Origin of the sequence: Streptomyces sp. NPDC012888, from assembly GCF_042900645.1 — a bacterium.
Classification (GTDB): domain Bacteria; phylum Actinomycetota; class Actinomycetes; order Streptomycetales; family Streptomycetaceae; genus Streptomyces.
In genome coordinates this window covers 282652-303109 of the sequence record NZ_JBIBBM010000008.1, presented here as the reverse complement: position 1 = coordinate 303109, position 20458 = coordinate 282652, and the positions used below count along the sequence as shown (strand labels likewise).

The window sequence follows — 20458 nt, the reverse complement described above, 5'->3', positions numbered from 1 at the left end:
GGCCGGGCGTCAGGAGGTCCAGAAGTCCCACCAGCGGGTCAGGACCAGCATGCCGATGATCCCGATGTGCAGGACCGGGAGCACCCAGGGGAACTCGCCGAGGAAGCCCCGGAGCCAGGCGGGGGCGGGCAGCAGCCCTTCGCGGACGTTGTGCGCGGTCACGTACCAGAACATGACGATGGTGGCGACCCAGGCCAGGCAGCACCACAGGCACAGCGAGTTGATCTCGTACAGCGACTGGTACGTCAGCCAGGCGCAGAACACCACGCCGAACAGCGTGCCTGCGTTGAAGGTGAGCCAGTACCAGCGGCGGAACCGGGCGCCGGCCAGCAGGCTCATGCCGACGCAGATCACGATCCCGTAGGCGACCAGCCCCAGCATGGGGTTGGGGAAGCCGAAGGCCGAGGCCTGTTCGCTCTTCATGATGTTGCCGCAGGCCACGACGGGGTTGAAGCTGCACCCGGGGACGAAGTCCGGGTCTTCGAGCAGCTTGAACTTGTCGATGGTGATGACCCACGCGGCCAGCAGTCCGGCCGCTCCCGTGATCACCAGCAGCCAGGCCAGCCCCCGGCTGCCGCCGACCGTCCGTGTGGTCTGTGCGCCCGCGTCTCTCATGCGGTGCATTCTGCCGCACCCGGTCCGGGGGCCTGGCCCCGGACCGGGTGGGCGGGGTCAGGCCAGCCTGGCGCGGACCGCGTCGACCAGTCCGTCCAGCGGCACGGAGGTCTGCTCGCCGGACTCCATCTCCTTGAGCTGGACGACGCCCTCGGCGAGGTCGCGGTCGCCCGCGATGATCGCCAGGCGGGCGCCCGAGCGGTTGGCCCCCTTCATCGCGGCCTTCAGGCCCTTCCCCCCGAACGAGAAGTCCGAGGCGATGCCCGCCGTGCGCAGCTGCGTCACCACGCCGAACAGGACGCGCTTGGCCTCCTCCCCCAGCGGTACCGCGAAGACCTCCGTGACCGGCGGGATGTCCAGCTCCACGCCCTCGGCCTCCAGGGCAAGGACCGTGCGGTCGACGCCGAGGGCCCAGCCCACCGAGGGCAGCGCGGGGCCGCCGATCATCTCGGAGAGGCCGTCGTAGCGGCCGCCGCCGCCGACCGCCGACTGGGAGCCCAGACCGTCGTGGACGAACTCGAAGGTGGTGCGGGTGTAGTAGTCCAGGCCGCGGACCAGCTTCGGGTCGTCCTCGAAGGCCACGCCCGCCGCGGTGATCAGCGCGCGGACCTCCTCGTGGTACGCCGTGCAGGCGTCGCACAGGTAGTCGCGCAGCAGCGGCGCGTCGACCAGCTGCTTCTGGACGTCGGGCCGCTTGTCGTCGAGCACCCGCAGCGGGTTGATGTCGGCGCGGCGGAGGGTCTCCTCGTCCAGGTCGAGTCCGCGCAGGAAGCCCTGCAGCGCCTCCCGGTAGACCGGGCGGCACTCCTTGTCCCCGAGCGAGTTCAGCAGGATCCGGAACCGGCGCAGGCCCAGCGCGCGGTACGCCTGGTCGGCGAGGATGATCAGCTCGGCGTCCAGGGCCGGGTCCTCCGCGCCGATGGCCTCCGCGCCGACCTGGGAGAAGTGGCGGTAGCGGCCCTTCTGCGGGCGCTCGTAGCGGTAGTAGGAGCCGGAGTACCAGAGCTTCACCGGCAGGCCGCCGGCCTTGTGGAGGTTGGCCTCCAGCGCCGCGCGCAGGACGGACGCCGTGCCCTCGGGGCGCAGCGCCAGGTTCGCGCCGCCCTTGGTCGTCAGCGTGAACATTTCCTTGGTCACGATGTCGGTCGACTCTCCGACACCGCGGGCGAAGAGCTCGACGTCCTCGAAGCCCGGCGTCTCGACGTAGCCGTAGCCGGCCTTGCGCAACGGCGCGGAGATGGCTTCTCGGACCGCCAGGTACTTCGCGGAGTACGGCGGGATCAGGTCGTACGTGCCCTTGGGGGCCTTGAAGGTGCTCACGGTGTTCTCGTCACATTCCTCGTCGTGGGGCGGCGGTCGGGTCCGCTCCCAGGCCGGCGGCGACCTCCCGGAGGTACGGGTTGGTCGCGCGCTCGCGGCCGATGGTGGTCTGGGGGCCGTGGCCGGACAGCACCACGGTCGAGTCGTCGAGGGGCAGGCACACGCGGGCCAGCGATTCGAGCATCTCGGCGTGGGAGCCGCCGGGCAGGTCGGTGCGTCCGATGGAGCCGGCGAAGAGCAGATCGCCGGAGAAGAACACCGACGGGACGTCGGCGCTCTCGGGCATCTGGAACGTCACCGACCCCTTGGTATGGCCGGGGGCGTGCGCGACGGAGAACTCCAGACCGGCCAGCTTCAGCGCGGCGCCGTCCGTCAGCGTGCGGACGTCGTCGGGCTCGCCCACGGTCAGCTCGCCCATCAGCGGCATCCCGATCGAACGCCCGAGGGCCTTCTCCGGGTCGCTCATCATGTAGCGGTCCTCGGGGTGGATCCAGGCGGGTACGTCGTGCGCTCCGCACACCGGGACCACGGAGGCCACATGGTCGATGTGGCCGTGGGTGAGGACCACCGCGACGGGCTTGAGCCGGTGCTTCCTCAGCGTCTCCTCGACTCCCTGGACGGCCTGGTGGCCCGGGTCGATGATGACGCACTCCTCACCGGCGGCGGGGGCGACCAGGTAGCAGTTGGTGCCCCAGGCCCCGGCGGGGAATCCGGCAATCAGCACGTTCGTCCTCACGTCGTGGTGGTCGGCCGGCGGGCCGGCGGGATATTGGTGCAGATCAGAGCCTACCGGCGCCGCTCATCGCACAGCGAACCCATATACGGTACGGCCAGAACCTGCCCGGACAGCGGTAGCAGACACGTACGAGGAGACGGCCCAGGTGGTCACGAGCGATCAGCGGCGGCGGCAGCTCGCCAGGGAGAAGTTCGAGCGTCAGCAGAGGAACCGCGCCGAGGCCCGGCGCAGGGCGCGCAGACGGACGGCGGTGGTCTCGGCGGCGGTGGCCGCCGCGCTCGCTGTGGTGATCGGCCTGGTGGTGGGCGGGGTCTTCGACGGCTCCTCCGACACCGTGGAGCCGGGCGCCGAGAGCAGCCCGTCCGCGGCGCCGACGCCGAAGAAGTCGCCGTCGCCCGCCATGGCGGTGGACACGAAGGCGAAGTACACGTTCTCGCTGAAGACCGGCCAGGGCGAGATCAGGATCGACATGGACGCGGCGAAGACCCCGCAGACCGTGAACTCGTTCAAGTCGCTGGCCGACAAGGGCTACTTCGACGGGACGAAGTGCCACCGGCTGACCACGGAGGGCATCTTCGTCCTGCAGTGCGGCGACCCGGAGGGCACCGGCATGGGCGGCCCCGGCTACAACATCCCGGACGAGAACCTCGACGCCCTCGGCAAGGCCGACGCGCAGGGCCAGGTGATCTACCCGGCCGGCACGGTCGCGATGGCCAACACCGGCCAGCCCGGCACCGGCGGGAGCCAGTTCTTCCTCGTCTACAAGGACAGCCCGCTGACGCCGACCTACACCCCCTTCGGCAAGATCGACCCGGCCGGGCTGAAGATCGTCCAGGACGTGGCCAAGGAGGGCACGGTGGACGGCGGCATCGCCCCGAAGAAGGCCGTCACCATCGAGAAGGCCGCGGTCACGAAGAACTGACGGGCCGGCGCCCCGGACCGGCCTGAGCACCCCCGCGGCGATATTCCGTCGTGCGGGATGCGGACAGCCGGCCCGGCGGTCGCCTATGTTTGCGTTGTGCAGGGCGGGCGCTGCCCGCCCCAGGAACTGTGGACGATGCCGAGGGGGTGGACCCCCGCGCAGGCATCAGGTGGAGGAGGCGCTGTGAGCAGCGACCCGTGGGGCCGCGTCGACGAGACGGGCACCGTGTACGTGCGTACTGCCGATGGCGAGAAGGTCGTCGGCTCGTGGCAGGCGGGCACCCCCGAGGAGGCCCTGGCCTATTTCGAGCGCAAGTACGAGGGCCTGGTGGTCGAGATCGGCCTCCTCGAACGGCGGGTGCGGACCACCGACCTGTCCGCCAAGGACGCCCAGATCGCGATCGACCACCTGCGCACGCAGGTCGAGGAGCACCACGCGGTGGGCGACCTCGACGCGCTGCGGGTGCGGCTGGACAAGCTGGTCGAGACCGTCGAGTCGCGCCGCGAGGAGCGCAAGGCGGCCAAGGCCAAGCAGACCGACGAGGCCCGCAAGGCCAAGGAGGACCTCGTCACCGAGGCCGAGCAGCTGGCGCAGAGCGACCAGTGGCGGTCGGCCGGCGAGCGGCTGCGCGCCCTGGTCGACACCTGGAAGGGCCTGCCCCGGCTGGACCGGAAGTCGGACGACGAGCTGTGGCACCGCTTCTCGCACGCCCGGTCGGCCTTCTCGAAGCGGCGCAAGGCGCACTTCGCCTCGCTGGACGCGCAGCGCGAGGAGGCCCGCAAGGCCAAGGAGAAGCTGGTCGCGGAGGCCGAGTCGCTGTCGAAGTCGACCGACTGGGGTCCGACGGCGGCCCGCTACCGCGAGCTGATGGCGGACTGGAAGGCGGCCGGCCGTGCCCAGCGCGAGTCGGAGGACGACCTGTGGAACCGCTTCCGCGGCGCCCAGGACGTCTTCTTCGCGGCGCGCAGCGAGGTCTTCGCCGAGCGGGACGCCGAGCAGGTGGAGAACCTGAAGCTGAAGGAGGAGCTGGCCGAGGAGGCCGAGAAGCTCGTCCCGGTGACCGACCTGAAGGCGGCGCGGGCCGCGTTCCGTTCGATCAACGAGCGGTGGGAGGCCATCGGCCACGTCCCGCGGGACGCCCGGCCGAAGGTCGAGGGCCGGATGCACGCGGTCGAGCGTGCCATCCAGGAGTCCGAGGAAGCGGAGTGGCGGCGTACGAACCCGGAGGCGCGGGCCCGTGCGGCCGGTCTGACGGGTCAGCTGCAGGCGGCCGTGGACAAGCTGCGCGGGCAGATCGACGCGGCGCGGGCGCAGGGCAACAACGCGAAGGCCGACAAGCTGTCGCGTGAGCTGGAGGGCCGTCAGGCCCTGCTGGACCAGGCCCTGAAGGGTCTGGAGGAGTTCGGCGGCTGAGCCGGCCGGCGGCGCCGTAGGCGCGTACGGCGAGGGCCCCGGGACGGACGTCCGTCCCGGGGCCCTCGCCTTTGCGTTGTTCCGGCGGGTCAGGGCCTGCGGGCGGAGGTGACGCGGTAGACGTCGTAGACGCCCTCCACGCCGCGGACCGCCTTGAGGACGTGACCCAGGTGCTTGGGGTCGCCCATCTCGAAGGTGAACCGGGAGGTGGCCACCCGGTCGCGGGAGGTCTGGACGGCCGCGGACAGGATGTTCACGTGCTGGTCGGAGAGGACGCGGGTGACGTCCGACAGCAGGCGGGACCGGTCCAGGGCCTCGACCTGGATGGCGACCAGGAACACCGAGGACTGCGTCGGCGCCCATTCGACCTCGAGGATGCGCTCGGGCTGCTGGGACAGGGAGTCCACGTTGACGCAGTCGGCGCGGTGAACCGATACGCCGCTGCCGCGGGTGACGAAGCCGATGATGGGGTCTCCGGGCACGGGGGTGCAGCAGCGGGCCAGCTTGACCCACACGTCCTCGACGCCCTTGACCACGACGCCGGGGTCGGCGCTGCCGCGCCGCTTGCCGCGGCCGCGCGACGGCGGGACGCTCTCCTCGATGTCCTCGTTTGCGGCGTCCTCGCCGCCGAGCGCCTGGACCAGTTTCTGGACCACGGCCTGGGCGGAGACGTGGCCCTCGCCGATGGCGGCGTAGAGGGAGGAGATGTCGGGGTAGCGCATCTCGTGGGCGAGGGTGACCAGGGAGTCGCCGGTCAGGATCCGCTGGATCGGCAGGTTCTGCTTGCGCATGGCCCGCGCGATGGCGTCCTTGCCCTGCTCGATGGCCTCGTCGCGGCGTTCCTTGGAGAACCAGGCGCGGATCTTGTTGCGGGCGCGCGGGGACTTCACGAAGCCCAACCAGTCGCGGGACGGGCCCGCGCCCTCCGCCTTGGAGGTGAAGACCTCGACGAGGTCGCCGTTGTCGAGGGTGGACTCCAGCGGGACGAGCCGGCCGTTGACCCGGGCCCCTATGGTGCGGTAGCCGACCTCGGTGTGCACGGCGAAGGCGAAGTCCACGGGGGTGGCGCCGGCGGGGAGGGCGATGACGTCGCCCTTGGGCGTGAAGACGAAGACCTCGTTGCGGGAGAGGTCGAAGCGGAGGGACTCCAGGAACTCGCCCGGGTCCTCGGTCTCCTTCTGCCAGTCCAGGAGCTGCCGCAGCCAGGCCATGTCGTTGACGGTGTCCTGGCCGGCACTGCCCTTGGCGGCCTTGGGGACGTCCGTACGGATCTTGGAGCTGCCGGCGACGGTCTCCTGCTTGTACTTCCAGTGCGCGGCGATGCCGTACTCGGCGCGGCGGTGCATGTCGAAGGTGCGGATCTGCAGCTCGACCGGCTTGCCGTTGGGCCCGATGACCGTCGTGTGGAGCGACTGGTACATGTTGAACTTGGGCATCGCGATGTAGTCCTTGAACCGGCCGGGGACCGGGTTCCATCGCGCGTGGACGGTGCCGAGGGCCGCGTAGCAGTCACGGACGGTGTCCACGAGGACGCGGATGCCCACCAGGTCGTAGATCTCGGCGAAGTCGCGGCCCCGCACGATCATCTTCTGGTAGACGCTGTAGTAGTGCTTGGGGCGGCCGGTGACGGTGGCCTTGATGCGGGCGGCCCGCAGGTCGGTCTGCACCTCGTCGGTGACGATGGCGAGGTACTCGTCCCGCTTGGGCGCGCGCTCGGCGACGAGGCGGACGATCTCGTCGTACATCTTCGGGTAGAGGATGGCGAAGGCGAGGTCCTCGAGCTCCCACTTGATCGTGTTCATGCCGAGGCGGTGGGCCAGCGGCGCGTAGATCTCCAGGGTCTCGCGGGCCTTCTTCTCCTGCTTCTCCCGCTTGAGATAGCGCATGGTGCGCATGTTGTGCAGGCGGTCGGCGAGCTTGATCACCAGGACGCGGGGGTCCTTGGCCATGGCGACGACCATCTTGCGGACGGTCTCGGCCTGGGCCGCCTCGCCGAACTTAACCTTGTCCAGCTTGGTGACGCCGTCGACGAGCAGGGCAACGGCGTCGCCGAAGTCGCGTCTGAGCTGCTCCAGGCCGTACTCGGTGTCCTCGACGGTGTCGTGCAGCAGCCCGGCCATGAGCGTGGCCGGGTCCATGCCGAGCTCGGCGAGGATGGTGGTCACGGCGAGGGGGTGGGTGATGTACGGGTCGCCGCTCTTCCGCTTCTGGCCGCGGTGCCAGCGTTCGGCGACCTGGTAGGCCTGCTCGATCTGGCGGAGGGTGGCCGTCTCGATCTTCGGGTCGTTGCTGCGGACTATGCGCAGCAGGGGCTCCAGGACCGGGTTGTACGGGTTGGAGCGCTGGACCCCGAGGCGGGCCAGCCGGGCACGCACCCGGTTGGAGGACCCGGCCGGCTTCAGCGGCGCGGGCCGGGAGGGAGCGGCGGGCGGCGCCGGCTTGGGCGCGGCGGGGGCCGCCGCCTTGGGCTGCTCGTCCGTCGGGTCGGGCTGCGCGGCGGAGATGGGCTGGACCTCGTCTGGCAAGAGCGCTCCTCGTGCGGATCCGGGGCCTCCGGTCGGGTCCGGATAACTCATGGTAGCGAGCGCGGCCCGGCGACGTTCCCCCGCCCGCGATCCGGACCCCGCGCCGGGCGCCGCCCGCGGCCGGCCCCACGGGCCTGCGCCCCGAACCCCGCTCCTCGAACGCCGGAGGAGCCGGATACGCGCCCCCTGAGCCGGACCGCAGGGCCGGCGGCGGTGGGCGGGGGCGGTGCGGCCGGGGAAAAGCCGAGCGGCGGGTTCCCCCGGGTGGGGGAACCCGCCGCTTCGGGTGGGTCGGGGGTCAGACCACGATCAGCGCGTCCAGCGGGGCGCCGGCCAGGGCCGGCTCCAGGCGGGCGCGGCCCGGGAGGAACGAGAGCTCCATCAGGACCGCGAGCCCGGCGACCCGCGCCCCGGCCCGCCGGATGAGCTCCAGCGAAGCCTCCGCCGTGCCCCCGGTCGCCAGGACGTCGTCGATGACCAGGACCCGGTCCTCGGCGCGCAGCGCCTCCGCGTGGATCTCGATCTCCGCCGTGCCGTACTCCAGCTCGTACGCCTGGGACAGCGTCGCCCCCGGCAGCTTGCCCGCCTTGCGGACCGGCACGAAGCCGAGCCCGGCGCGGACCGCGACCGGGGCCGCGAGGATGAACCCGCGCGCCTCCAGCCCGACGATCTTCGTCGCGCCGCACCGCGCGGCGAGGTCCGCCAGCGCCTCCGTCAGCGCGCCGAAGGCCCCGGGGTCCGCCAGCAGCGGGGTGATGTCCTTGAACACCACGCCCGGCTTCGGGTAGTCCGGCACGTCGGTGATCCGGCTGAGCAGCAGCTCCCGGACCTCGTCCGTGACCGCGGTCACCGACGCCGGCCCGTCGCCCGGTCGGCCCGGCCCTGCGCGATCACCTCGGGCGTCTCGCCGTCCTCGGCGTACGCCTCCTCCGGGTCACCGCCCTTCGCCGCGACCGCGGCCCGCTTGGCCTCCACCCGCTTCCGCAGCGCCTTCATGGCCGGCTCGCGCTCCTTGAGGTCCACGACCAGCGGCGTCGCGATGAAGATCGAGGAGTACGCGCCGGCGGCGAGGCCGACGAACAGCGACAGCGAGATGTCGTTCAGCATGCCCGCGCCGAGCACGCCGCCGCCGATGAACAGCAGGCCGGCGACGGGCAGCAGCGCCACCACGGTGGTGTTGATCGACCGGACCAGCGTGCCGTTGATGCTCTTGTTGGCCAGCTCGCCGTAGGTGTAGCGGGTCTGCTTGGTGATGTCCTTCGTCTGCTCCTTGAGGCTGTCGAACACCACGACGGTGTCGTACAGGGAGTAGCCGAGGATGGTGAGGAGGCCGATGACCGTACCCGGGGTGACCTCGAAACCGACCAGCGCGTAGATGCCGACGGTGATGGTGAGGTCGTGGATCAGCGCGACCAGGGCCGCCACGGCCATCCGCCACTCGAAGGCGATGGCGAGGTAGATCACCACGAGGACCATGAACACGCCGAGGCCGGTCCACGCCTTGTTGGCGATCTGCGAGCCCCAGCTGGGGCCGACCAGGTCCGCGTTGATGTCCGCCTCGGTCACCTTCAGCGCGCCGGCCAGTTCCTTCTTCACGTCGGCCGCGGCGTCGGTGTCCAGACCGGAGATCTGGATGCGCAGGCCGCCGGTGCCGAGCTCCTGGACGATCGCGTCGTGGCCGGAGGCCTTCTCGGCGTCCTCGGTGGCCTTCGCCACCGAGACGGCCGTCTTCGGGGTGGTGAAGACGGCGCCGCCCTTGAACTCGATGCCCATGTTGAGGCCCTGTACGGCCAGGGCCACGATGGCGGTGATGGTGATCAGGATGGAAACGCCGTACCAGACGAAGCGCTTGCCGACGAAGTCGTATCCGACCTCACCGCGGTACAGCTTGGCGCCGAGATCTCCCAGCTTCGACATCTCACGCCTCCTTTACGTCGACGGGGGCGGAGGTGCCGGCGGTACGACGGGACCGGCGCAGCGGCGGCTTGGCGCCGAGCCGCTTCGGGTCCAGACCGGACCACGGGTGCCCACTGGAGAAGAACTTGGTGCGCGCCAGCAGCGTCATGATCGGCTTGGTGAAGAGGAACACCACGACCACGTCGAGCAGGGTCGTCAGACCCAGCGTGAAGGCGAAGCCCTGCACCTTGCCGACGGTGACGATGAACAGCACGGCGGCCGCCAGGAACGACACGAAGTCGGAGACCAGGATGGTGCGCCGGGCCCGCGGCCACGCGCGCTCCACCGCCGGCTTGAGGGAGCGGCCCTCGCGGATCTCGTCGCGGATCCGCTCGAAGTACACGATGAAGGAGTCCGCGGTGATACCGATGGCCACGATCGCACCGCAGACGGCCGGCAGGTTCAGGGCGAAGCCGATGCCCTTGCCGAGCAGCGCCATGATCGTGTACGTGAGGATCGCCGAGACCAGCAGCGAGACGATCGCGATCAGGGACAGCCCGCGGTAGTAGACCAGCAGGTAGATCACCACGAGGGCGAGGCCGATGGCGCCGGCGATGAGACCGGCCTTCAGCTGCTCGCCGCCGAGCGCGGCGGTGACGGTGGTGACGCTGTCCTCCTGGAAGGACAGCGGCAGGGCGCCGTAGGACAGCATGTTGCCCAGGTCCTGCGCGGACTGCTGGGTGAAGCCGCCGGAGATCTCGGCGTTGCCACCGGTCAGCGCCTGCTGGACGTACGGGTCGGAGACGACCTGGCCGTCGAGCACGATGGCGAACTGGTTCTGCGGGGTCTGCTTGGTGGCGAGCTCACCGGTGATCTTGGCGAACTTGTCGGCGCCGGCGTCGGTGAACTTCATCGTGACGATCCAGGCACCGCGCTGCGGGTCCAGCTGGCCCTTGGCCTCGGCGACGTCCTGGCCGTCGACGGCGGCCGGGCCGAGCAGCCACTTGCCCCAGCCGGGGCCGCGCTGGCCGCAGGCGAGGGTGGGCTCGCCCGGCTTGGACTCCTGGCCGACCTTGAGGCGCTGGTCCTCCTTGGTGCAGTCCAGGGCGGCGAACTTCGCCTGGAGGGCGGCGTCACCGGCGTCGCCCGACGGGGTCGGGACGGGGGTGGCGGCCGGGGTGGTGGCCTTGTTGTCGTCTGCCTTCTTCGACTGGCCCGCCGACGGGGTCGGCGTGGGGGTGCCCGGGGCCTTGAGGCCCTCGGTCAGGGCACGGCCCTGCGAAGTGGCGCTGGACGACGGGGTGGCCGAGGGCGACGAGCCGCCCTTGCCGTCGGCCTTCGGGGAGCCGGAGGCGCTGCCCGACGGGCTCGGCGTGGCGCTCGGGGCGCCGGAGGAGTTGGCCGAGGGCGCGGTCTCGGGGGTCGCGCCCATGTCCTGGTAGGCCAGGACCGGCCGGAAGTAGAGCTGGGCGGTCGTGCCGACCTGCTCGCGGGCCTGCTTCTCGTTCGTCCCCTTGGGGATGTTCACGATGATGTGGTCGCGGCCCTGCGTCTGGACCTCGGACTCGGAGACGCCGAGACCGTTGACCCGGCGCTCGATGATCCCGACCGCCGTGTTCATGTTCGTCTCGTTGATCGCGTCCGGCTTGCCGGGCTCGCTCTTGGCCTTGAGCGTGATGCTCGTGCCGCCGGCGAGGTCGATGCCCAGCCGGGGAGTCGTCTGATTGGAGATGAACATCCCCGCGGTGAGCGCCACCATCGCGATCAGGATGATCGCCAGGGCGCGCCCCGGCCTCCCCTGAGCCCCCGTGGGCCGCCGGCCCTTCTTCGGTGCTGCCACCTTGTTGTATCTCCCTGTCCAACCGCCCCGCACCGGGTCAGTGCGCGGACGGCCACGAATATGTGGTGGGGACCCCTGCCCCCCGCAGAAACGGGTCGCTCACGGGGACCGCGCCCGGCCGCCGGTCAGGCGCCGTGCGGTCCCCGGTCCCGTGCCTTACTTGTCGCCGTCGGTCTTCGGGTCGGAGTCCTTGGGCTCGTCCTTCTTGCCGAGGTCGAGCTTCGGGGCCTCGCCCTGGTCCTGGCCGGCCTCGGTCAGCGACGAGGCGTCGTCCGGGACGACCGGCGTGTCGCCGTCCGCGTCGGCGGTGGTGCCGTGGACGATGCGGTTGTACTCGTCGTCCTCCAGCACGGCGCCGATGGCGTTCTTGGCGTAGATCGCGTGGACGCCGGGGGCCACCTCAAGGGTGACGGTGTCGTCGCCGACCTCCTTGACCGTGGCGTACATGCCGCCGATGGTGCGCACGCCGGTGCCGGGCGTCATCTTGTCGCGCATCTGGGCGGCCTGCTGCTGCTTCTTCTTGGCAGAGCGGGTCATCAGGAACATGGCCCCGATGAGCACGATGAACGGGAGGAAGGTCACGAGACTGTTCACGGGACGAAGATCCTTCGCACGGCCGCCGGAGGGCGGCCATTTCTACGGGGGTGGGCATGCCGACCTGCACGGTCGGCATCGGCGGAGTCTAGGCGAGTCCGCACCGATGGAACAACGCCCAGCATGGCACCGCAGTTCCTGACGGGGCGAACCTCCGCGCCGTCAGGCCCCGAACAACCCCTGTTGTCCGGTCTGCGCCTGCGGTGGCACGAGCCCCAGGTGGGCCCAGGCCGCCGGGGTGGCGACCCGTCCGCGGGGCGTGCGGGCCAGCAGGCCCTCCCGGACCAGGAAGGGCTCGGCGACCTCCTCGACCGTCTCGCGTTCCTCGCCGACGGCGACGGCGAGGGTGGACAGGCCGACGGGTCCGCCGCCGAACAGCTTGAGCAGGGCCTCCAGCACGGCCCGGTCCAGCCGGTCCAGGCCGCGGGCGTCCACCTCGTAGACGGCCAGGGCGGTGGCGGCCACCTCGCGGGTGATCACGCCGTCGGCCTTGACCTGGGCGTAGTCGCGGACCCGGCGGAGCAGCCGGTTGGCGATGCGGGGCGTGCCGCGGGAGCGGCCGGCGATCTCGGCGGCCCCGTCGGCGTCGATCTCCACGTCGAGCAGGCGGGCGGAGCGGTGGACGACCCGTTCGAGCTCTTCGGGGGCGTAGAACTCCATGTGGCCGGTGAAGCCGAAGCGGTCGCGGAGCGGCGGGGGCAGCAGGCCGGCCCGGGTGGTGGCGCCCACCAGGGTGAAGGGGGGCAGCTCCAGGGGGATGGCGGTGGCCCCGGGGCCCTTGCCGACGATCACGTCGACGCGGAAGTCCTCCATGGCCATGTACAGCATCTCCTCGGCCGGCCGGGACATGCGGTGGATCTCGTCGAGGAAGAGCACCTCGCCCTCCTGGAGGGAGGAGAGGATCGCGGCGAGGTCGCCGGCGTGCTGGATGGCGGGGCCGGAGGTGATGCGGATCGGTGCGCCCATCTCGGCCGCGATGATCATGGAGAGGGTGGTCTTGCCCAGGCCAGGCGCTCCGGACAGCAGCACGTGGTCGGCGGTGGCGCCGCGCTGGCGGGCGGCCTTGAGGACCAGGTCGAGCTGTTGGCGGACCTTCTCCTGGCCGACGAACTCGCCGAGGTCCTTGGGGCGCAGGGCCGCCTCGACGGCGCTGTCCTCGCCGTCGGCGGATGCTCCGACCAGCCGGTCCGCGGCCGCGGTGCCGGCCTCGTCCTCGTCCCAGTTCACGGTTGTCGTTCCGCCTTCTCGTTCGTACGGTCTGCCGGTCGCGGTCAGCGGGCGCGGTTGAGGGTCTGCAGGGCTGCGCGCAGCAGCTGGGGCACGGGGGCGGAGCCGGTGGCGGCGATGGCCTCCTCGGCCTGCCCGGCCACGGCGGCGACGGCGTCCTCGGCCTCGCGGGCGGCGTAGCCGAGGCCGACGAGGGCGGCGGCGAGCTGCTCCGACCAGGGGGCGGGTCCGGCCGCGGCGGCGCGCTGGGCGCCGACCAGGCCGCTGGTGCCGAGCGGGGCGCCCAGCTTGTCCTTCAGTTCCAGGAGGAGCTTCTGGGCGCCCTTCTTGCCGATGCCGGGGACGGCCGTGAGGGCCTTCTCGTCGCCGGTGGAGACGGCCAGCCGCAGGGCGTCGGGGCGGTGGACGCCGAGCATGGCCTGGGCGAGGCGGGGGCCGACGCCGCTGGCCGTCTGGAGGAGCTCGAAGACCTGCCGCTCGTCGTCGTCGGCGAAGCCGTACAGGGTGAGGGAGTCCTCGCGGACCACGAGGGAGGTGGCCAGCCGGGCCGGTTCGCCGACGCGCAGCCCGGCGATGGTGTCGGGGGTGCACTGGACGGCCATGCCCACGCCGCCGACCTCGATCACGGCGGTGGTGGGGGCGAGTGCGGCCACCGGGCCGCTCACGAAGGCGATCATCGGGTCCGGCCTTTCAGGGCGGCGTGCTGGGCGACCGCCTGCTGGAGGCGGTTCTGGGCGGGGGCCCGCCAGATGTGGCAGATGGCGAGGGCGAGGGCGTCGGCGGCGTCGGCGGGTTTCGGCGGGGCGTCCAGCCGCAGCAGCCGGGTCACCATGGCGCCGACCTGGGCCTTGTCGGCCCGGCCGCTGCCGGTGACGGCGGCCTTGACCTCGCTGGGGGTGTGCAGCGCCACCGGTATGCCGCGCCGGGCGGCACAGAGCATGGCGACCGCGCTGGCCTGGGCGGTGCCCATGACCGTACGGACGTTGTGCTGGCTGAACACGCGCTCCACGGCGACGAGTTCGGGGCGGTGTTCGTCGAGCCACGCCTCGATGCCGCGTTCGATGCCGACGAGCCGGGTGGCGGTGTCGGCGTCGGCGGGGGTGCGGACGACTCCGACGCCCAGCATGGTCAGGGGGCGTCCGGCTACGCCCTCGACCACGCCCACGCCGCACCGGGTCAGGCCCGGGTCCACCCCCAGTACGCGCACGCCCGCCCCCTCCTCGTTCACCGGTTCGTGCAGGCTACCGGGTGCCACTGACAGGCGCCGACGACGCGGCGGGCCGGCGGGGATGTGCCCCCGCCGGCCCGCCGTGCGCCTCATGACGTCACCGTGACGTCCGCCCGTCCGCCGCCGCGCGCGGCGTCCCGGCGGTGGGCCTACGCGTCGACCTTCTCCATGACCTCGTCGGACACGTCGAAGTTGGCGAAGACGTTCTGCACGTCGTCGCTGTCCTCGAGGGCGTCGATCAGCTTGAACATCTTCCGCGCGCCCTCCTCGTCCAGCTCGACCTGCATGGTCGGGACGAAGCTGGACTCGGCCGAGTCGTAGTCGATGCCGGCCTCCTGGAGCGCGGTGCGGACCGCGACCAGGTCGGTGGCCTCGCTGATGACCTCGAAGCTCTCGCCGAGGTCGTTGACCTCCTCGGCGCCCGCGTCGAGCACCGCGTTGAGGACGTCGTCCTCGGTCAGGTCGCCCTTGGGCAGCACCACGACGCCCTTGCGGTTGAACAGGTACGAGACCGAGCCGGGGTCGGCCATGGAGCCGCCGTTGCGGGTCATGGCCACGCGCACGTCGGAGGCGGCGCGGTTGCGGTTGTCGGTGAGGCACTCGATGAGCACCGCGACACCGTTCGGGCCGTAGCCCTCGTACATGATCGTGGCGTAGTCCACGCCACCGGCCTCGAGGCCACCGCCGCGCTTGACCGCGGAGTCGATGTTCTTGTTCGGGACCGAGCTCTTCTTCGCCTTCTGGATGGCGTCGAAGAGGGTGGGGTTGCCGTCCGGGTCCGCACCGCCGGTACGCGCCGCGACCTCGATGTTCTTGATCAGCTTCGCGAAGAGCTTGCCGCGCTTGGCATCGATCACGGCCTTCTTGTGCTTCGTCGTAGCCCATTTAGAGTGGCCGGACATCCGCCTGTCTCCTTCGCGTAACCAACAGTGTTCGTCTCCGATCCTACCGAAGCCGGGTCACGCCCCTGCGCGCACCATGTCGACGAAGTAGGCGTGCACGCGGTCGTCGCCGGTGAGCTCGGGGTGGAAGGAGGTGGCGAGGACGTTGCCCTGCCGCACGGCCACGGTGTGGCCGTCGTAGGTGGCGAGCACCTCGGCCTGCGCGCCCACGGACTCCACCCACGGCGCACGGATGAAGACGCCCTCGACGGGGCCGCCCTCGATGCCGGTGAAGTCGATCGCGGCCTCGAAGGACTCGTTCTGGCGGCCGAAGGCGTTTCGGCGGACGATCATGTCGACGCCGCCGAGCGTCTCCTGGTCCTCGCGGCCGTCGAGGATCTTGTCGGCGAGCATGATCATGCCGGCGCAGGTGCCGTAGACGGGCATTCCGGCCCGCACCCGCTCGCGCAGGGGCTCCAGCATGCCGAACAGGACGGCGAGCTTCGACATGGTCGTGGACTCACCGCCGGGGATCACCAGGGCGTCGACCTCGGCGAGCTCTTCGGGGCGCCGGACCGGCCTGGCCACGGCGTCCGCCGAGGCCAGGGCGATCAGGTGCTCCCGGACGTCGCCCTGGAGGGCCAGGACGCCGATCACGGGGGGATTGTTCATCGGGTTACTGCCTTACCAGCCGCGGTTGGCGTAGCGCTCGGCCTCGGGGAGGGTGTCGCAGTTGATGCCGACCATGGCCTCGCCCAGGTTGCGGGAGGCGTCCGCGATGATCTTCGGGTCGTCGAAGAAGGTGGTGGCCTTCACGATGGCGGCGGCGCGCTTGGCCGGGTCGCCCGACTTGAAGATGCCGGAGCCGACGAAGACGCCCTCGGCGCCGAGCTGGCGCATCAGGGCCGCGTCGGCCGGGGTGGCCACGCCGCCGGCGGAGAACAGGACGACCGGGAGCTTGCCGAGCTCGGCGACCTCCTTGACGAGCTCGTAGGGGGCGCGCAGCTCCTTGGCGGCGGCGTACAGCTCGTTGTGGTCCAGGGCGCGCAGCTGGCCGATCTCGTTCTTGATCTGGCGCAGGTGGCGGACGGCCTCGACGACGTTGCCGGTGCCGGCCTCGCCCTTGGAGCGGATCATGGCCGCGCCCTCGGCGATGCGGCGGAGGGCCTCGCCCAGGTTGGTGGCGCCACAGACGAAGGGGGTGGTGAAGGCCCACTTGTCGGAGTGGTTGACCTCGTCGGCCGGGGTGAGGACCTCGGACTCGTCGATGTAGTCCACGCCGAGGGACTGCAGGACCTGCGCCTCGACGAAGTGGCCGATGCGGGACTTGGCCATGACCGGGATGGAGACCGCGTCGATGATCTCCTCGATCATGTTCGGGTCGGACATCCGGGCCACGCCGCCGTCCTTGCGGATGTCGGCCGGGACCCGCTCCAGGGCCATGACGGCCACGGCGCCGGCGTCCTCGGCGATCTTCGCCTGCTCGGCGTTGACCACGTCCATGATCACGCCGCCCTTGAGCTGCTCGGCCATGCCGCGCTTGACGCGGGCGGTGCCGAGCTCGGGGGCCTGGGTGGTGTTGGGAAGCGTGCTCACGGGGTGACCTCACTCGAAGGAAGACGTCGGTACCGCAGGGGTACGAGTTGTACAGGGTCGAGGAAACCGCCCCCGACCAGTCCACTGCAAGAGCCAATAAGGAGCCGGTGGCTCCTTCCGAATTGGCCTTTCGGTACAACTAGGGCCGGTCGGCCAGGTCCGCCGGGGGCTCGTCGTCCATCTCGAACGCCAGCGGGAAGGGCGCGTGTCCCGCCAGTCTGAACCAGCGGACCTTGCGGTGGGTGCGCAGCGCGCGGGCGGCGCGCACCGCGTCGTTGTGGAACCGCCGGGCCATCGGCACCCGGCGGACCGCGGCGGCCAGTTCCTCGGCGGCGGCCTCGCCCCCCGGCGCCTCGCGCAGCGCCTCCACCTGCGTGGCGTCGCCGAACACGGCCCGCAGGGCCTGGCTGAGTTCGCTCTCGGCGACCTCCCGGTGCTCCTCCTCGGCCTGGCGGGCGGCGTGGGCCGCCTCGTAGAGCACCAGCGAGGACGCGGGGTCGAGGACGCCGGAGGTGGCGACCTCCAGCACCACCGACGCCCGCCGCAGCAGCTGTGCGTCGAGCGCGGCCCGGGCGGCGTCCATCCGGGAGTGCAGCCGGTCGAGCCGTCCGGCGGTCCAGCTGAGGTACACACCGACGACCGCGAGGCCCAGCACGATCCATACGAGCGTTTCGATCACGCCGGGTGACACTACCGTCCCGCTGCGGGGCCCGGGGCCGCAGGGCAGCCCGCGCGGTCGGCGCGGTCGGAGCGGTCGGAGCGGTCGGGGCCCCGGCGGTGCGGGGCAGGGGCGGTCAGTGCCCGGACGCCTCCCGGCCCAGGCCGAGCCTGGTGCGCAGCGACACCCGCTCGTCCGCGGCCACGGCCGCTGCGCCCATGGTCACCGTCTCGTAGACCGCCAGGATGTCCGCGCCGACCGTGGACCAGTCGAACCGGCGGACGTGGGCCGAGCCGTGCTTCGCGAGGGCGGCCCGCCGGGCAGGGTCCTCCAGCAGGGCCACGGCCGCGTCGGCCAGCGCGGCGGGGTCCTCGTTGGCGAACAGCTCGCCGGCCGCGCCCTGGTCCAGGACCTGCGCGAACGCGTCCAGGTCGGAGGCCAGCACGGTCGCGCCCGCCGACAGCGCCTCGACCAGGATGATGCCGAAGCTCTCGCCGCCGGTGTTCGGGGCCACGTACACGTCGACGCTGCGGAGCAGGCGGGCCTTGTCCTCGTCGGAGACCATGCCCAGGAACTCCACCCGGGAGCGGAGCGCCTCCGGCAGCGTGGCCACGGCCTCCTCCTCGTCGCCGCGGCCCGCCACGAGCAGCCGTACGTCCGGGCAGGCCTCCGCGATCCGGGGGAAGGCGGCCATCAGCACGGGCAGGCCCTTGCGGGGCTCGTCGATGCGGCCGATGAACCCGAGGGTGCGGCCCGACCAGTCCGGGTTGGGCTCGGCGCGGGCGAAGAACTCCACGTCGACGCCGTTGGGGATGACGACGGCGTCGCCGCCCAGGTGCTCGACCAGGGTGCGCCGGGCGTACTCGCTGACCGCGATCCGGGCGCGGATCTTCTCCAGCGCCGGCTGGAGGATCGGGTACGCCGCGATCATCGCGCGGGAGCGCGGGTTCGAGGTGTGGAAGGTGGCCACGATCGGGCCCTGGGCGGCCCAGCAGGACAGCAGTCCCAGCGAGGGCGACGCCGGCTCGTGGATGTGGATCACGTCGAAGGTGCCGTCGTGCAGCCAGCGCCGCACCCGGGCCGCCGACAGGAAGCCGAAGTTCAGCCGGGCCACCGACCCGTTGTACGGGACGGGGACGGCACGGCCGGCGGAGACCACGTACGGCGGCAGCGGGGTCTCGTCGTCGGCCGGGGCCAGCACCGAGACCTCGTGGCCCAGCCGGATGAGGTGTTCCGCGAGGTCGCGGATGTGGAACTGGACCCCGCCGGGGACGTCCCAGGAGTAGGGGCAGACGATACCGATCCTCATGCCGTGGCCTCCCCCGCCCCGGCGGAGCGCGCCGGGGCCTCCTCCGGCGTCGACAGGTCGTCCAGCCAGAGCCGCTGGAGCATGTGCCAGTCCTCCGGGTGAGCGGCGATGCCGGAGGCGAACGCGTCGGCCACCGCCTGGGTCATCACCACGGTCTTCTCCTTGCGGGTGCCGGTTTCGGGGACCTCCACCGGGGGGTGGATCCGGACGTGCATCCGCGGGCTCTCCCCGTACCAGAGGGTGGCCGGGAGCAGTACCGCCCCGGTCTGCTGGGCCAGCAGCGCCGGGCCGGCCGGCATCCGGGCGGCGGCGCCGAAGAACCGCACCTCCACCCCGGAGGCGGACAGGTCGCGGTCGGCGACCAGGCAGACCAGGCCGCCGGCGCGCAGCCGGCGGGCGAGCACGCCGAAGGCGGCGCCGCCGCTGTGCGGGAGGACCTCCATGCCGAGGCTCTCCCGGTAGGCCACGAAGCGGTCGAACAGCGACTCCGGCTTCAGCCGCTCGGCGACGGTGGTGAAGGGCAGGCCCAGGTGTGCGGTGACCCAGGCCCCGGCCAGGTCCCAGTTGGCCAGGTGCGGGAGGGCGACGACCACGCCCCGGCCGGAGGCGATCGCCTCGCGCAGGACGTGCTCGTCCTCCATGGCGACGTCCTGCCCGAAGCGCTCCTTGGGGATGGTCGGCAGCCGGAACGACTCCATCCAGTAGCGCATGTACGAGCGCATGCCCGCCCGGGAGAGCTCCCGCAGGCGCTCCGGTCCGGCCTCCGGCACCACGCGGGCGAGGTTGGACTCCAGCCGCAGCACGCTCTTCCCGCGGCGCTTCCACGCGAAGTCCGCGATCCGCCGCCCGAGGGCGACCGCCGCGGGCTCCGGCAGCTTCTTGACCCCGGCCCAGCCCAGCCCGTACAGCCGGTCGGTCAGCCCGTCACGTACCGAGCCCATCAGACCGTGCCGCTTTCCGCGGTGCCGGCCGCCGCGTCCGCCTCCGCGGCCTCCCGGCGTACGGTGACCACCCGCTGGACCAGCGTGACCAGCGAGCCCACCGCGACGACCCACAGCGCCACCGGCAGCAGCACGCCGAACCACGACGGCGCGCCGAAGGCCTGCAGCCCGGACAGGCCGGCCGCGACCAGCGACACCACAAGCCGCTCGGCCCGCTCGACCAGCCCGTTGACCGCCACCGGCAGGCCGATCGATTCGCCGCGCGCCTTGGTGTACGACACCACCTGGCCGCTGGCCAGGCAGAAGATCGCCACCGCGCACAGCAGCTCGTCGTTCCCGCCGCCCGCGTACCAGAGCGCCAGACCGCCGAAGATGGCCGCGTCCGCGACCCGGTCCAGCGTGGAGTCCAGGAAGGCCCCCCACCGGCTGGACACGCCCGCCTGGCGGGCCATGTTCCCGTCCACCAGGTCGGAGAAGACGAAGGCGGTGATGGTGATCGTGCCCCAGAAGAACTCTCCGCGCGGGAAGAAGACGAGGGCACCCGCCACCACCCCGGCGGTGCCGATCAGCGTGACCGCGTCCGGGCTCACCCCGCGGCGGAGCAGAAACGCGGCGAACGGCGTGAGAACACGCGTGAAGAACGCACGCGCGTACTTGTTCAGCATGGCCTTCCCAGGGGGTAGCTGGGCCGCACGGCCACCACGGCCACCGGCTGGCCCATCGTAGCCAGCGCCCGGCGCGCCGCACGCCGCGCACC

General features: G+C 71.8%; 20 protein-coding genes. 2 read left to right on the top strand and 18 right to left on the bottom strand.

The genetic code is table 11. The features are described 5' to 3' along the window. Window positions 1-9: 9 nt before the first annotated feature. The 3 genes from ACFY61_RS17290 to ACFY61_RS17280 are packed head-to-tail and all read right to left on the bottom strand — an operon-like array spanning window position 10 to window position 2659. On the bottom strand, window positions 10-615 hold the full coding sequence (locus tag ACFY61_RS17290; RefSeq protein ID WP_389472676.1) for a vitamin K epoxide reductase family protein: 606 nt from the start codon (window positions 613-615) through the stop codon (window positions 10-12). A gap of 57 nt (window positions 616-672) precedes the next feature. After that, the gene (gene hisS, locus ACFY61_RS17285; protein WP_389472673.1) at window positions 673-1935 is read right to left on the bottom strand and encodes a histidine--tRNA ligase; all 1263 of its coding nucleotides are present in this window, start codon (window positions 1933-1935) and stop codon (window positions 673-675) included. 10 nt (window positions 1936-1945) lie between these two features. Continuing rightward, window positions 1946-2659: an MBL fold metallo-hydrolase gene (locus tag ACFY61_RS17280; RefSeq protein WP_389472670.1), complete on the bottom strand. Its 714-nt coding sequence runs from the start codon at window positions 2657-2659 to the stop codon at window positions 1946-1948. A gap of 157 nt (window positions 2660-2816) precedes the next feature. Here ACFY61_RS17280 and ACFY61_RS17275 point away from each other — a divergent pair, with 157 nt between their 5' ends. Next, window positions 2817-3593 carry a peptidylprolyl isomerase gene (locus ACFY61_RS17275; RefSeq protein WP_389472667.1) on the top strand — a complete coding sequence of 259 codons (777 nt, stop codon included), beginning with the start codon at window positions 2817-2819 and terminating at the stop codon, window positions 3591-3593. A 183-nt stretch (window positions 3594-3776) separates the two neighbouring features. Next, entirely contained in the window at window positions 3777-5006 is a 1230-nt protein-coding gene (locus ACFY61_RS17270; RefSeq protein ID WP_389472664.1) for a DUF349 domain-containing protein, read from the top strand. Window positions 5007-5095: 89 nt separating this feature from the next. Here the strand turns inward: ACFY61_RS17270 and ACFY61_RS17265 are convergent, their stop codons facing one another. From ACFY61_RS17265 to pgsA, 15 genes are all read right to left on the bottom strand, one after another. Then, the gene (locus ACFY61_RS17265; protein ID WP_389472662.1) at window positions 5096-7531 is read right to left on the bottom strand and encodes a RelA/SpoT family protein; all 2436 of its coding nucleotides are present in this window, start codon (window positions 7529-7531) and stop codon (window positions 5096-5098) included. A gap of 298 nt (window positions 7532-7829) precedes the next feature. Next, entirely contained in the window at window positions 7830-8381 is a 552-nt protein-coding gene (locus ACFY61_RS17260) for an adenine phosphoribosyltransferase (RefSeq protein WP_389472660.1), read from the bottom strand. Continuing rightward, window positions 8378-9448, bottom strand: coding sequence for a protein translocase subunit SecF (secF, locus tag ACFY61_RS17255; RefSeq protein WP_389472658.1), 1071 nt, complete (start codon window positions 9446-9448; stop codon window positions 8378-8380). The genes ACFY61_RS17260 and secF overlap by 4 nt, the downstream gene beginning before the upstream one ends. 1 nt (window position 9449) lies before the next feature. Beyond that, a complete protein-coding gene (secD, locus tag ACFY61_RS17250) occupies window positions 9450-11267 on the bottom strand; it encodes a protein translocase subunit SecD (protein WP_389472655.1) in 1818 nt (605 codons plus the stop codon). Between the two features lie 156 nt (window positions 11268-11423). Continuing rightward, on the bottom strand, window positions 11424-11861 hold the full coding sequence (gene yajC / locus ACFY61_RS17245) for a preprotein translocase subunit YajC (RefSeq protein ID WP_389472652.1): 438 nt from the start codon (window positions 11859-11861) through the stop codon (window positions 11424-11426). 162 nt (window positions 11862-12023) lie between these two features. Then, window positions 12024-13088: a Holliday junction branch migration DNA helicase RuvB gene (gene ruvB, locus ACFY61_RS17240; protein ID WP_389472649.1), complete on the bottom strand. Its 1065-nt coding sequence runs from the start codon at window positions 13086-13088 to the stop codon at window positions 12024-12026. 44 nt (window positions 13089-13132) lie between these two features. Then, complete coding sequence (ruvA, locus tag ACFY61_RS17235) at window positions 13133-13765, bottom strand: Holliday junction branch migration protein RuvA (protein ID WP_389472647.1); 633 nt, start codon at window positions 13763-13765, stop codon at window positions 13133-13135. Beyond that, on the bottom strand, window positions 13762-14295 hold the full coding sequence (gene ruvC / locus ACFY61_RS17230; protein WP_389472645.1) for a crossover junction endodeoxyribonuclease RuvC: 534 nt from the start codon (window positions 14293-14295) through the stop codon (window positions 13762-13764). The genes ruvA and ruvC overlap by 4 nt, the downstream gene beginning before the upstream one ends. Window positions 14296-14465: 170 nt before the next feature. Further along, window positions 14466-15218 (bottom strand): YebC/PmpR family DNA-binding transcriptional regulator, encoded by a 753-nt coding sequence (locus tag ACFY61_RS17225; protein ID WP_389472643.1) that lies wholly within the window; start codon window positions 15216-15218, stop codon window positions 14466-14468. Between the two features lie 57 nt (window positions 15219-15275). Then, window positions 15276-15869 (bottom strand): pyridoxal 5'-phosphate synthase glutaminase subunit PdxT, encoded by a 594-nt coding sequence (gene pdxT, locus ACFY61_RS17220; protein WP_389472640.1) that lies wholly within the window; start codon window positions 15867-15869, stop codon window positions 15276-15278. Window positions 15870-15881: 12 nt separating this feature from the next. Then, on the bottom strand, window positions 15882-16793 hold the full coding sequence (pdxS, locus tag ACFY61_RS17215; protein WP_389472637.1) for a pyridoxal 5'-phosphate synthase lyase subunit PdxS: 912 nt from the start codon (window positions 16791-16793) through the stop codon (window positions 15882-15884). 139 nt (window positions 16794-16932) lie between these two features. Further along, entirely contained in the window at window positions 16933-17472 is a 540-nt protein-coding gene (locus tag ACFY61_RS17210) for a hypothetical protein (RefSeq protein ID WP_389472636.1), read from the bottom strand. 115 nt (window positions 17473-17587) lie between these two features. Continuing rightward, entirely contained in the window at window positions 17588-18760 is a 1173-nt protein-coding gene (locus ACFY61_RS17205; protein ID WP_389472634.1) for a glycosyltransferase family 4 protein, read from the bottom strand. Continuing rightward, window positions 18757-19701, bottom strand: coding sequence for a phosphatidylinositol mannoside acyltransferase (locus ACFY61_RS17200; RefSeq protein WP_389472632.1), 945 nt, complete (start codon window positions 19699-19701; stop codon window positions 18757-18759). The genes ACFY61_RS17205 and ACFY61_RS17200 overlap by 4 nt, the downstream gene beginning before the upstream one ends. Continuing rightward, a complete protein-coding gene (pgsA, locus tag ACFY61_RS17195) occupies window positions 19701-20366 on the bottom strand; it encodes a phosphatidylinositol phosphate synthase (protein ID WP_389472631.1) in 666 nt (221 codons plus the stop codon). Before pgsA ends, ACFY61_RS17200 begins: the two co-directional genes overlap by 1 nt. Window positions 20367-20458: the final 92 nt, after the last annotated feature.